Below are 12,908 nucleotides of genomic sequence, written 5' to 3'. Positions count from 1 at the left end.
CAGGGATTTTGGTCACTGCATTTGCAGTGTCAGTTATCACCCCAGCGGGTGCAAAGGAGTTCATTTGATTACACATGTCAGCCCTCTTGGCTCTATGGATCTGCTCTCCCAACTGGAAGTAGATATGCTGAAGCGCACGGCCAGCAGCGATTTGTATCAACTTTTCCGTAACTGCTCGCTCGCCGTACTCAACTCTGGCAGTCAGACTGACAGCAGCCATGAACTGCTGTCGCGTTTTGAGAACTTCGACATCAACGTACTGCGCCGTGAGCGCGGCGTTAAGCTGGAACTGATTAATCCCCCGGAAGAAGCCTTCGTCGACGGTCGTATCATCCGTTCACTCCAGGCCAACCTGTTTGCCGTCTTGCGCGACATCCTGTTTGTGAATGGCCAGCTCGCCAGCTCGGGGCGTTTACCCTGCGAAGAGGACAACGACTCAGCCACCATCACCAACACGGTGTTTTCCATTTTGCGCAATGCCCGCGCCCTGCATGTGGGTGAATATCCCAATACCGTTGTCTGCTGGGGTGGCCACTCGATCAATGCGGTGGAATACCAGTATTGTCGCAACGTGGGCACGCAACTGGGGCTGCGTGAGCTGAACATTTGTACCGGTTGTGGACCGGGCGTGATGGAAGCGCCGATGAAAGGTGCCGCCGTGGGCCATGCCCAGCAGCGCTATCGTGACAGCCGCTTTATCGGGTTAACTGAGCCGTCTATTATCGCGGCTGAGCCACCGAATCCGCTGGTGAACGAACTTATCATCATGCCGGATATCGAAAAGCGCCTGGAAGCCTTTGTGCGCATCGCGCACGGCATCATCATCTTCCCGGGCGGCGTGGGTACCGCAGAGGAGTTCCTCTATCTGTTGGGCATTCTGATGAATCCACAGAACGCGCATCAGGTTCTGCCGCTTATTCTGACCGGCCCGAAAGAGAGCGCCGATTATTTCCGCGTACTGGACGACTTCATTGTCAGCACGCTCGGCGAGCAGGCACGTAAGCATTATCAGATCATCATTGACGATGCTGCTGAAGTTGCCCGTCTGATGAGAAAAGCCATGCCGCAGGTGAAAGAGCATCGCCGTGAAACCGGTGACGCCTACAGTTTTAACTGGTCAATGCGTATTGCTCAGGATCTGCAGGTGCCGTTTATGCCAACGCATGAAAATATGGCCAACCTCAATCTCTACACAAACCAGGCTCCAGAAAAACTGGCGGCGGATTTGCGCCGGGCCTTCTCTGGGATTGTTGCAGGAAACGTCAAAGAGATGGGCATTCGCGAAATCCGCGAAAAAGGCCCTTACAAACTGCACGGCGATGCCGACATCATGCACCGCATGGATGAACTGCTACAGGGCTTTGTGGCGCAGCAACGTATGAAACTGCCCGGCACTGCCTATATTCCGTGCTACGAAATCATCAAGTAAATCTGGAGGCAGCCTGCGGGCTGCCCATATCTTATGTCTCTTCACTTACTCATTGTTGACGCCCTCAATTTAATTCGTCGCCTGCATGCGGTACAAGGCTCGCCCTGCGTCGACAGTTGCGTAGGCGCGCTGCGTCAGCTTCTGGGGCACACGCGGCCGACGCACGTGGTGGCGGTGTTTGATGGTGAAGCCCGCCATCAGGGATGGCGGCACCAGTTGTTGCCTGACTATAAAAGTGGACGCCCACCGATGCCCGACGATTTGCAGGCCGAAATGCCCGCGCTGAAGGACGCCTTTCGAAACGCGGGCGTCAGTTGCTGGATAGCCGACCAGGATGAAGCCGACGATCTGGCGGCGACGCTGGCGGTCAAAATGGCGCAGGCTGGTCATCAGGCGACCATCGTTTCAACCGACAAAGGTTACTGCCAGTTACTGGCACCGACGATTCGCATCCGTGACTATTTTCAAAAGCGCTGGCTGGATGTGCCTTTTATTGAAGCCGAATTCGGCGTTGCACCCGCGTTGCTGCCTGACTACTGGGGATTGTGCGGCATCAGCAGCAGTAAAATTCCCGGCATCGCAGGCATTGGCCCCAAAAGCGCCCGGGAACTGCTACAGCAGTTTGGTTCACTGGAATCGCTGTATCAGCAGTTGGATCAGGTGCCGACCAAATGGCGTAATAAGTTACAGGCCGGACAGGAGATGGCGCTGATCAGCCGCGATGTGGCCCGGCTGAAACAGGATTTGGTGCTGGAAGGGAATCTGAATCTACTGCGTTACCATGGCGGCTAATCATATCAGACCGGGCACAATCGCGCCCGGTCTGCAGGGTTAACGCTCGTCGCGGCGGCCACCGACAGCGGCCCAGATGCGACGAATGTGCACTGTCACTTCTTCACGATCGTGATAAAGCTGACGTGCCCGAATCTGCGCGTTAACGCCATTTTCATTGAGTCGCTGCTCGATCATGGCCAGATTCTGCGTGACTTCTTCGTAGCGCTTCTTCATGGGCAGTTTCAGGTTAAATATGGCTTCGCGGCACCAGCCGTTGACCAGCCAGTCCGCCATCAGGTTCGCCACGCGAGCCGGCTTTTCCACCATGTCGCAGACCAGCCAGCTGATGTTGGTGCGGGGCGGACGGAAACGGAAACCGTCTTCACGCTCGTGAAAAACCTGGCCGGTCTCCATCAGGCTGGGCGCCATCGGCCCGTTATCCACGGCGTAAACCATCATGCTGCGCTGTACCAGTTGATAGGTCCAGCCGCCTGGACAGGCCCCCAAATCGACGGCATACATTCCACTGGCCAGACGTTCATCCCACTCATCGGCCGGAACAAAAACGTGAAAGGCCTCTTCCAGCTTAAGCGTGGACCGACTCGGCGCATCAGACGGGAACTTAAGACGCGGAATGCCCATATAAAAGGGTGAGTTGTTCTCCGGCAGTGAATACCCGACGTAGCAGGTGCCGGGGGCGATAAAGAACACATGCACGACCGGGCGTTTTGGGCTTTCATAGTTGAGCAGGATTTTGCTCTCACGCAGGCTGGCGCGCAGCGGGACGGTAAACTTGCGGCAGAACCTGGTGAGCTCTTTGGCTTCGTTGGTATCCGGCACTTCAACACGCAGTTCCCCGCCCTTTTCCACCACGCCGCTTAACATGCCTACGATGGGGGAAATACGATCGTCCTGGGGCAGATCCCGCAGCAGTTCGCCAACAACCAGCATCTGGCGGGCAAATATCAACTGCTCAAACGGCAACTCGCGAATCAGTCTCTCCGCATCGGGCTGCTGGTAGCACTCAAACAGGACATAACCTGCATCCTCTTTAACCCGAGGAAAGCCGTAAATATTGCGCTCGGCGGCTTTAGCACTAATTTCCGCCGCACACTCTTTTTCAAAGCCAGCGCGGCAATACAGTAAAACTTTATTCATGGCGTTCTGCCTTGGTTTTAAGACGCAGTGCGCCAATCAACATCAATAGCCAGCCAACGAGGAAGAACAGCCCCCCGACTGGCGTGATAAAAACAAAAAACGTTAAGTGCGACAGCGCCAGGGAATAGAGGCTGCCGCTGAATAATACGGTACCCAGTGCCATAGAGGCGCTGCTCCAGTAGAACCAGATATTACAGCGATAAAGCATCGCCGCTCCCAGCCCCAGCACAGCCAGCGTATGATAAGCCTGGTATTCCAGCCCGGTATGAATCCAGGCCATTTCAGTCGCTCCTAGCGTTTTATTCAACACATGAGCACCAAAAGCACCAAATGCCACCAGGAAAAACCCACTGATGGCCGCAAAAATAAACATGGCACGTCTGGACATGAATGTATCCTCAAGGTGCGTTTGCAGGTCCCTGCAAAAAAATAAAAAAGTTACTGATCATAACGAAAGCGGAATTTTTCTTGTTCGGTAGCCGCTTTGGCGAGGATCCACTGTCGAAAGGCGGCTATTTTACCCAGTTCTGCCTGACTGTCATGACAAACCAGATAAAAAGCATTTTTGCTCACTAAAACGTCATTAAACGGACAAATCAACCGTCCCGCTTCGATTTCGCTTTGCGCCATAACGTTATTGGCCAGGGCAACGCCCTGCCCATGGATGGCCGCCTGCAGCACCATCGCGCTGTGGCTGAAAATGGGTCCCTGTTGCACATTGATATGCTGGACGCCTGACTGACGGATATACGCCTGCCAGTCACGGCGGGAAGCATCATGCAACAGTGTAAAACGAGCCAGATCCATGGGCGTTTTCAGGGGATTTTCCCCCGTCATCAGCGATGGCGAACAAACCGGCAGCAAATATTCGGCATAGAGTTTTTCGACCCGCAGGCCTGGCCAGTTTCCCCGGCCATAGAAAATGGCCACGTCCACATCATCGGCCAGCTTCTCTTCATCCCGATCGACCGCCTGAATGCGGACGTCAATTCCCGGATAAGCCAGATTAAAGCTGGAAAGACGCGGGACCAGCCACTGAATCGCAAAGCTTGGCAGCAAACTCACCGTCAACGCCCCTTTGGCGCTGCGTGCCTGCAGTTTACGCGTCGCCTCGTTGAGCGCAGAGAAAATTTCTTTGATATCCAGATAGTAACTTTGGCCTTCCTCGGTGAGTAAAAGCGACCGGTTTCGCCGTCTGAACAGCTTCAGTCCCAGAAAATCTTCCAGTGATTTGATCTGGTGACTGACAGCAGCCTGGGTCACAAACAGCTCTTCAGCGGCTTTGGTAAAGCTTAAATGGCGTGCTGCGGCATCAAATACCCGCAGTGCATTCAGGGGAGGAAGACGTTTTGACATGGTTATCCATAGCCAGCCTGGCAAAAAATACGCGGACTAATACAAAGCCTTAACGTATTAGAATTTATAATCCGAGACATTATAAATTGTCCGTTGAGGAAGCTCCAGCAAATACCTATAGTTGCGGTACTTCCTGAGCCGGAACGAAAAGTTTTTAGATTTGTGAGTGAGTTCGCAGATTTTCTGAAAGCTTTTGGCTTGTGGTCGTGATGTTGTGTTTGCAATTTTGATCTGACCTTTACAGATCAAGCTTTTTTATTTCCTGTAGATTTACCCTGTCTGTCCATTGTGATATTGAGTAGCACCGCAAATTGCGGTGCTTTTTTTATGCGCGGATTACTTCATCTCAACCATTTCTTTCACATCTGAACGGTTAATCTGCTGCTCATTGCCATTCGCATCTTTATAGCTAATCATACCGGTATCAGTATCGACTCTTGGTTTACCTTCAGCAACGATAGTGCGTCCGTCATTGGTATGCATTACGTAGTTGCTTGAACAGGCAGCCAGGGTAAAGGCCATTGTACAAACGGCCAGCATTGCGGCGAGTTTTTTCATCTTCTATCTCCTTGCAGATTGATTGCACCAAACCGCCCGCGTTACGCTGACCCGAGAAATGGTCAAGTGGGATCGACTATCAGAATGTCGTATCGCCATGCGGGTGAAGTTTTTACCTTGCAATATTCAGCATAACCCGCTTTTCCAGCTTTGCCAGACAGACATCCATCTTTCAGCCTGAGTCTGATAATTAACAACGAGCTATGTATGCGTGCCTTTAATCCTTCTTCATTCCGGCAGCAGTTTCCTGCCCTGAGCGACGCGGGTGTTTATCTCGACAGCGCCGCCACCACGCTAAAACCGCAGGCGGTAATCGAGGCGACTCAGCAGTTCTACAGCCTGAGCGCCGGTACGGTTCATCGTAGCCAGTTTGCAGCGGCTCGCCGGTTAACCGAGCAGTATGAGCAGGCGCGGGGCCAGGTGGCGCAGTGGCTCAATGCCGCCAGCGACCGGCAGATTGTCTGGACGCGCGGTACCACCGAAGCCATTAACCTGGTGGCGCAAAGCTGGTTAGCCCCGCGTTTACAGCCCGGCGATGAAATCCTCGTCAGCGAAGCCGAGCACCACGCCAATCTGGTTCCCTGGCTCATGGTCGCACAGGCCACGGGCGCGCGCGTGGTAAAATGGACAATCGGTGAGGATCGCCTGCCCGATATCGCCGTGCTGCCCTCACTGATCACTCACCGGACGCGTCTGCTCGCGCTGGGTCAGATGTCCAATGTCACAGGCGGCTGCCCCGATTTATCCCGGGCCATCGCTCTTGCCCATGCGGCAGGCGCAAAAGTTATGGTCGATGGCGCGCAGGGCGTCGTACATTGCCCACCGGATGTACAGGCGCTGGATATTGATTTCTATGCCTTTTCCGGCCACAAGCTCTATGGCCCAATGGGCATCGGTGTGCTGTACGGTAAAGCGGAATTGCTGGAAGAGATGGCCCCCTGGCAGGGCGGCGGTAAGATGCTGACGAAGGTCGACTTCACCGGCTTTACGCCCCAGCCGGTGCCCTGGCGCTTTGAGGCCGGTACGCCAAACGTGGCGGGCGTGACCGGACTGAGTGCCGCGCTGAGCTGGCTGCAACAGCATAATATGTCTAAAGCGGAGATCTGGAGCCAGCAGTTAGCCAGTCTGGCCGAGGAACAGCTTGCAGAACTGCCGGGCTTTCGCAGTTTCCGTTGTGGCCAGGCCAGCCTGCTGGCCTTCGACATTCAGGGAATTCATCACAGCGATATCGTGACACTGCTGGCAGAGCATGGGATCGCCTTACGTGCGGGTCAACATTGTGCCCAACCGTTAATGGCGGCACTGGGCGTTGAGGGGACGCTGCGCGTATCGTTTGCCCCCTATAATAATTTACAGGACGTCGATGCGCTGCTGCGCGCTATGCACAGCGCTGTCGCGTTGTTATCGGAGTTTTAATCATGCACGCATCCCTGCTTGCCCCGCATCCGTTCGGTGTTGAAATTACGCCTGCGGATCTGAAAGAAACCTTCTCTCACTGTCGGCAGTGGGAGGATCGCTACCGGCAGCTGATTTTACTTGGCCGACAGTTGCCGGCCTTACCTGACGCATTAAGAACACCGGACAGTGAGCTGAGTGGTTGCGAGAATCGCGTCTGGCTGGGCAGCCAGATCCGGGAAGAAGGTTCCCTGCATTTTTACGGTGACAGCGAAGGTCGCATCGTTCGTGGTTTGCTGGCCGTGCTGCTCACCGCTGTTGAAGGCCAGACGCCCGCGCAATTACTGGCGGCCGATCCACTGGATCTGTTTGAATCGCTGGGCCTGCGTGCGCAGCTTAGCGCCTCACGCAGTAGCGGCCTGAAAGCGCTGGCCGATGCCGTCCAGCAGCATGCGCAACGGGCGCTGGGTTAACCGCTCATGGCGCAGTCGTCGGCCAGTGTTTAGCTAATCAGGTCAGGCTGGCGGCCTGGCAAACGCGGGCTAAAGCCGTACAACCGCGTTGCACGGCAGATTAGCATTACGCCTGGCGCGCGGCCCGTGCCAGAAATTTCTTCAGGGCATGCGAAACGGCAACAAAGCCAAAGGTGGCGGTGACCATCGTGGCTGCGCCAAATCCGGATTCACAATCCATTCTTTTCGGCCCTTCCGCTGTGCTGCGTGAGGCGCAAACCGAGCCATCCGCCTGCGGATAAAACAGCGCCTCTGTAGAGAAAACGCAGTCGATGCCCAGCTTGCCTTTGCTGTTTTTTACCACGCCCAGCTGTTTAAGCCGCTCGCGTAATTTAGCCGCCAGCGGATCCTGGATGGTCTTCGCTAAGTCAGTCACCTGGATTTGCGTGGGATCGATTTGCCCACCTGCGCCGCCCGTGGTGATCAGGGGAATCTTATTGCGTCGACACCAGGCAATCAGCGCCGCCTTGGGGCGCACACTGTCGATAGCGTCAATTACATAGTCGATATCGGCAGTCAGCAGCGTCGCCGTGTTTTCCGGGGTGATAAAGTCATCAATACAGATCACCTCACAGTCAGGATTAATGGCGCGCAGACGCTCGGCCATCACGTCCGTTTTGGCTTTACCCACATTGCCGCTCATCGCATGTATCTGACGATTGGTGTTGGTGATACAGACATCATCCATATCGATCAGGGTAATCCTGCCGATGCCGGTTCTTACCAGTGCCTCGGCAGCCCAGGAGCCCACGCCGCCAATACCAATCACGCAGAAGTGGGCATCAGCGAAATGCTGCAACGCCGACTGCCCATAAAGACGTGCCGTGCCACCAAATCGCTGGTGCCAGGCATCGTTTAACACTTTCATAGTTGAACCTGTTACTGAGCGCGGGCCCGATCGCCCGCCGCTTCAAAATTTAGTTAGCGCCTAACAGCAGGCTGCCGTTGTTGTTGCTCTGCGCGTTGCTGAACAGCGGCTGACCGGCTCCCGGTGCTGATTTCAGCACCCACACACGACCATAATGGTTATAGAACCCCGCCAGATGGGCAGCATCTGGCCCTACGCCCTGATAGATATCGAAGTGCTGGCCTTTGATTGCGCCGCCGACATCCAGCGCCACCATTACCCGCATTTCATATTTCCCGTTGAATTTGCCCTTTTCATTGAGCTGCGGCACTTCCGCCAGCAGCACCGTTCCGGCAGGAATCAGTGAACGATCGGATGCCACAGAGGCTTTCGCCACCAGCGGTACCGCGCTCGCGCCACGTACCGGCACATAAGGTTCGGGTTTGAAAAAGACAAAGGAAGGGTTAGTTTCTAGCAGCGCCCGCACTTCCTCGGGTGAATGTTCCTCAGCCCACTGGCGAATAGCCTGCATTGACATGTCTTCACGCTTGACCTCGCCCCGGTCGATCAGCTCTTTACCGATGCTATGATAACCCCAGCCGTTTTTGCCGCCATAACCAAAAAAGCTCATCGGACGTCCGTCACCAAAATCGACATAGCCGCTGCCCTGCACATCCATAATAAAGTTATCAATGAGTGAGTTACTCCAGGCAATCACGTAGCGATCGTCTAACGCCCCACTGTATATTGATGCGCGGCTGGGTAATTTCTGACCGCGTTTGCGCGGCGGCATGCGGTAAATAGGGTACTGAAACTCACCCTGTCGCGTGTAGCGTGCCTGAACGACCGGCGTGTAGTAGCCCGTGAACTGGACGTTACCGTAATTATCGGTGCCTTCCATCTGAAACGCATTTAACCCAAACTGGCGCAACTGTCGTGTATCGCCCCCCGCCATCAGCCAGTTTTCAACCGCACTGTAAGTGCTGTTGTTACGGCCAAACAAACCCGAAGCGGCCGCCTGGATTTGCTGAATCTGTTGCTCAAAATCTCTGCCGTTAACCGGACGGCCTTTGGCGTTAGGTTGATTCACCAGCGCTAAGGGCTGATCAAGTTTTCCGTCTTTATATTGTTGACCCCGATCGGTCGGCTTAGAACTACAGCCCGCCAGAAGCGCTAAAAATGCGCCAGTAAGTGCGTACTTCGCCCAACGTCCTTTCATCTTCATCTCTTTTTATAAGTGTTCGCCACGCGACGATAGCAAAGCCGTCATCAGAATGAAATCCATCCTCTTTCGTCATAACGGATATCGGTGCAATAAATCACCAATTGGTGGAATCCTTCAGCAATTAACAGCAAATTTAGCCTTTTAGGGCAAAAAGGGGTTGCAACAATCATCGTGCGGAGTATAGTGCGCATCCACGGACGCGGGGTGGAGCAGCCTGGTAGCTCGTCGGGCTCATAACCCGAAGGTCGTCGGTTCAAATCCGGCCCCCGCAACCAGTTCTTCTGTAGTTTTGCTCAGACAGAAGAAACAATGTGAAAAGTCGCTATGCGCAATCGGACGCGGGGTGGAGCAGCCTGGTAGCTCGTCGGGCTCATAACCCGAAGGTCGTCGGTTCAAATCCGGCCTCCGCAACCAATTCTTCTGAGATAATGCTCACTCAGAAGGGACAATGTGAAAGTCGCTATGTGCAATCGGACGCGGGGTGGAGCAGCCTGGTAGCTCGTCGGGCTCATAACCCGAAGGTCGTCGGTTCAAATCCGGCCCCCGCAACCACTTTAAACACCTGAGAAGGTGTTTTTTTGTTTCTGGCCTCCGTCAGTCAATCCCCCTCTCCTTTTTACCGCTCAGACACGCAGTGAGATCAGACCGCACGCGAATGTCGCAACAGATCTTGCTCTGGCCAACCCGTTTCTGCTTTTATGATTCATCCGGACACGACAAGGTCTGTTATGAATACCTTCAACATTGCTGCACTTGCTGCACTTGCTGCACAGTATCCGCCGGTTGCGGATATGATCGCGCTGAAAGAAACCATCTGGTTCAATCCTGCCACCACAACCGTCGCCGACGCCCTGCCCTTTGTGGGTCTGACAGAGCAGGACGTTGAAGCCGCTCATGCCCGCCTGAAGCGGTTTGCGCCTTTGCTGGCTCAGGCCTTTCCTGAAACCGCCGCCGCGGGCGGTATAATCGAATCGGATGTGGTCGCGATCCCCGCCATGCAGGCCCGGCTGGAACAGGCGTACGGCCAGAAAATTGCAGGCACACTGCTGCTGAAGAAAGACAGCCACCTGCCGATTTCTGGCTCCATCAAAGCGCGTGGCGGCATTTATGAAGTCCTGAATCATGCCGAGAAACTGGCATTAGCTGCCGGTTTGCTGTCCCCGGAGGCGGATTACCGCACGTTGCTCTCCCCCACGCTTCGGCAGTTTTTTAGCCAGTACCGTATTGCCGTAGGATCGACCGGTAATCTCGGGCTGTCGATTGGCATCATAAGCGCCCGTCTCGGCTTTAACGTAAACGTTCATATGTCGGCGGATGCCCGGGAATGGAAGAAAGCAAAACTGCGCAGCCATGGCGTAACGGTGGTGGAATATGAACAGGATTACGGTGTGGCGGTCGGGCAAGGACGCAAAGCGGCCGCATCGGACCCCAACTGTTTCTTTATTGACGATGAAAACTCCCGCACGCTGTTTTTAGGTTATGCGGTCGCCGGCCAACGGCTGAAAGCGCAGTTTGAACAACAGGGCCGCGTGGTTGATGCCCAACATCCGTTATTTGTGTACCTGCCCTGCGGCGTGGGCGGTGGCCCCGGCGGCGTCGCATTTGGCCTGAAGCTGGCATGGGGTGACCATGTTCACTGTCTGTTTGCGGAGCCCACTCATTCGCCCTGCATGTTGCTGGGCATAACAACGGGCTTACACGACGGCATTTCCGTACAGGACATAGGTATTGATAATGTCACGGCTGCGGATGGTCTGGCGGTAGGCCGGGCGTCCGGCTTTGTGGGCAGAGCCATGCAACGTCTGCTGGATGGCATTTACACACTTGATGATGCGCGCATGTACGACATGCTCGGCTGGCTGGCGCAGGAAGAAGGTCTGCGGCTTGAACCTTCTGCGCTGGCCGGGATGATCGGTCCACAGCACGTATGTGGTTCAGCGCACTATCACGCGCTGCACGACTTCAGCCCAACACAGTTACAACAGGCCACTCACCTGGTCTGGGCGACGGGCGGCGGCATGGTGCCGGAACAGGAAATGGCGCACTACCTGGCAAAAGGCCGCTAAGTGGACGCACATCGTCGGCGAGACAGGAACGCCACGCAACCCGGTCCCTGTTCCGCTTCTGACGGCAAACCCTGACAGCAGATAAGGCCGGGCGGGTGATTTTTCCTGCCCGGCAGCTTAACGGTGTGCCAGCGCCGCCCCGTTTTTGAAATAGGCCTTAATGCCTTCCAGAATGGCCTCGGCGACCTGATGTTGATAACGCGTGGTGCGGAGTTTACGCTCTTCTTCGACGTTGCTGATGAACGCGGTTTCCACCAGGATCGAGGGAATATCCGGTGCCTTCAGCACCGCAAAACCGGCCTGATCCACAGTGCGTTTGTGCAGATGGTTAATCCGCCCCATCCGGTGCAGCACTTCTTTGCCAAACTTCAGGCTGTCATGGATCGTCTGGCGCTGCACCATATCAAACATGGTGTGATCCAGATAGCGATCGCCACTCATGCTGACGCCGCCAATCAGGTCGGATTCATTCTGGGTTTGCGCCAGAAAACGCGCCGCGGCTGACGTCGCCCCCCGGGTCGAAAGGGCAAACACAGAGGAGCCCCGTGCGGCCCGGCTGGTGAACGCATCCGCATGAATGGAGACGAACAGATCGGCCCGCTGTTTACGGGCTTTGGCCACGCGAACCCGCAGGGGAATAAACACATCCTCGTTACGCGTCATGTACGCCTTCATATTGTGTTCTTTCTCAATCAGCGCCTTAAGGCGGCGGCCAATCTTCAACACAATGTCTTTTTCACGGGTTTTGTATTTACCGTGCGCGCCCGGATCTTCCCCGCCATGGCCAGGATCGATCATGATAATGATGGGGCGATCGCGCCCGGCTTTACCGGGTAACGGCGGCTGAACGCTTTCATTTTTATCCAGATCGCCCTGGTTGTAATCTTTCAGTAATGCCAGCAGCGGATCATCTTCTACCGTATTCTGGCTGGGGTAGAGATCGACCACCAGCCGGTGTTGAATACTGGAGACCGGTGCAAGGCTGAAGATTTTTGGCGAGACGTTGCGTTTCAGTTCCAGCACCACCCGCACGGTATTGGCATCGAACTGCCCGACCCTGGCGTTTTTGATAAAAGGATCGTCCACCCTGACGTGCTGGTTAACGCCCTTAAGGACCGAATTAAGGTGCAGGTTCTCAATGTCGATGACCAGCCGGTCCGGATTCGTCAGTGCGAACTGCTTATACTTAAGGGCAACATTGGATTCCAGCGTCATGCGCGAATAGGTTGAAGAGGGCCAGATGCGAACCGCCATAATATGGCTGGTGGCCGCGATGCCCACACCGCTTACGCTGAGCAGCAGCAGTGCCCCAGTACCTTTTAATAATCGTCTACGTGAAATAAGGGGATGACCTTCCGACATGCCACTCCAGCTGTTATATCGTGTTTAAAAAAACGGCAACCAAATAAAATGGCGGCGAAAACTTTATCCAATCCGGCTGACGATGTCACCCCGGAAACTCTAAATAATGCAGTCTGTTAGCGGCGTTATCACCTGAAAAAACGTAAATAAACGTCAGGATTAGCGCTTGCAAAATGGCCGCCAAAGGCATAAAAATACAGAAAATACGAATAAACATTCACTGAGG

Annotated in this window: 12 protein-coding genes and 3 tRNA genes; 8 read left to right on the top strand and 7 right to left on the bottom strand. The window is 54.8% G+C overall.

From position 1 onward, the window contains the following. Positions 1–64: 64 nt before the first annotated feature. Both ppnN and xni read left to right on the top strand, forming a co-directional pair. The gene (gene ppnN, locus C1N59_RS04480; RefSeq protein WP_006120778.1) at positions 65–1,429 is read left to right on the top strand and encodes a nucleotide 5'-monophosphate nucleosidase PpnN; all 1,365 of its coding nucleotides are present in this window, start codon (positions 65–67) and stop codon (positions 1,427–1,429) included. A 33-nt stretch (positions 1,430–1,462) separates the two neighbouring features. Continuing rightward, positions 1,463–2,221 (top strand): flap endonuclease Xni, encoded by a 759-nt coding sequence (xni, locus tag C1N59_RS04475; protein ID WP_006120779.1) that lies wholly within the window; start codon positions 1,463–1,465, stop codon positions 2,219–2,221. 39 nt (positions 2,222–2,260) lie between these two features. On the opposite strand, the gene rlmM is transcribed toward xni, so the two are convergent. From rlmM to C1N59_RS04455, 4 genes are all read right to left on the bottom strand, one after another. After that, entirely contained in the window at positions 2,261–3,361 is a 1,101-nt protein-coding gene (gene rlmM, locus C1N59_RS04470) for a 23S rRNA (cytidine(2498)-2'-O)-methyltransferase RlmM (protein ID WP_164482529.1), read from the bottom strand. Then, positions 3,354–3,749, bottom strand: coding sequence for a DUF423 domain-containing protein (locus tag C1N59_RS04465; protein ID WP_014605150.1), 396 nt, complete (start codon positions 3,747–3,749; stop codon positions 3,354–3,356). The genes rlmM and C1N59_RS04465 overlap by 8 nt, the downstream gene beginning before the upstream one ends. A 50-nt stretch (positions 3,750–3,799) precedes the next feature. Next, positions 3,800–4,717: a transcriptional regulator GcvA gene (locus C1N59_RS04460; protein WP_006120782.1), complete on the bottom strand. Its 918-nt coding sequence runs from the start codon at positions 4,715–4,717 to the stop codon at positions 3,800–3,802. Between the two features lie 336 nt (positions 4,718–5,053). Continuing rightward, the gene (locus tag C1N59_RS04455; protein ID WP_006120783.1) at positions 5,054–5,275 is read right to left on the bottom strand and encodes a YgdI/YgdR family lipoprotein; all 222 of its coding nucleotides are present in this window, start codon (positions 5,273–5,275) and stop codon (positions 5,054–5,056) included. Between the two features lie 207 nt (positions 5,276–5,482). Between C1N59_RS04455 and csdA the strand changes: the two genes are divergently transcribed. Both csdA and csdE read left to right on the top strand, forming a co-directional pair. Beyond that, on the top strand, positions 5,483–6,691 hold the full coding sequence (gene csdA / locus C1N59_RS04450; RefSeq protein WP_367143680.1) for a cysteine desulfurase CsdA: 1,209 nt from the start codon (positions 5,483–5,485) through the stop codon (positions 6,689–6,691). A gap of 2 nt (positions 6,692–6,693) precedes the next feature. Continuing rightward, on the top strand, positions 6,694–7,143 hold the full coding sequence (csdE, locus tag C1N59_RS04445) for a cysteine desulfurase sulfur acceptor subunit CsdE (protein WP_033739583.1): 450 nt from the start codon (positions 6,694–6,696) through the stop codon (positions 7,141–7,143). A gap of 106 nt (positions 7,144–7,249) precedes the next feature. Here the strand turns inward: csdE and tcdA are convergent, their stop codons facing one another. Both tcdA and mltA read right to left on the bottom strand, forming a co-directional pair. After that, positions 7,250–8,050: a tRNA cyclic N6-threonylcarbamoyladenosine(37) synthase TcdA gene (gene tcdA, locus C1N59_RS04440; RefSeq protein ID WP_394550363.1), complete on the bottom strand. Its 801-nt coding sequence runs from the start codon at positions 8,048–8,050 to the stop codon at positions 7,250–7,252. 49 nt (positions 8,051–8,099) lie between these two features. After that, the gene (gene mltA, locus C1N59_RS04435) at positions 8,100–9,248 is read right to left on the bottom strand and encodes a murein transglycosylase A (protein ID WP_394550362.1); all 1,149 of its coding nucleotides are present in this window, start codon (positions 9,246–9,248) and stop codon (positions 8,100–8,102) included. Positions 9,249–9,452: 204 nt separating this feature from the next. Here mltA and C1N59_RS04430 point away from each other — a divergent pair. From C1N59_RS04430 to dsdA, 4 genes are all read left to right on the top strand, one after another. After that, positions 9,453–9,529: transfer RNA gene (locus tag C1N59_RS04430), tRNA-Met, on the top strand. Positions 9,530–9,591: 62 nt separating this feature from the next. Next, a tRNA-Met gene (locus C1N59_RS04425) sits at positions 9,592–9,668 on the top strand. A gap of 61 nt (positions 9,669–9,729) precedes the next feature. Next, a tRNA-Met gene (locus C1N59_RS04420) sits at positions 9,730–9,806 on the top strand. A 176-nt stretch (positions 9,807–9,982) separates the two neighbouring features. Beyond that, on the top strand, positions 9,983–11,320 hold the full coding sequence (gene dsdA, locus C1N59_RS04415; RefSeq protein WP_394550361.1) for a D-serine ammonia-lyase: 1,338 nt from the start codon (positions 9,983–9,985) through the stop codon (positions 11,318–11,320). 117 nt (positions 11,321–11,437) lie between these two features. Here dsdA and amiC read toward each other — a convergent pair whose 3' ends face one another. After that, complete coding sequence (gene amiC, locus C1N59_RS04410) at positions 11,438–12,682, bottom strand: N-acetylmuramoyl-L-alanine amidase AmiC (protein ID WP_033739588.1); 1,245 nt, start codon at positions 12,680–12,682, stop codon at positions 11,438–11,440. Positions 12,683–12,908 lie beyond the last annotated feature (226 nt).

The sequence above is a fragment of the Pantoea sp. SGAir0183 genome, assembly GCF_043545505.1.
This window is presented reverse-complemented; position numbering and strand designations above follow the sequence as displayed.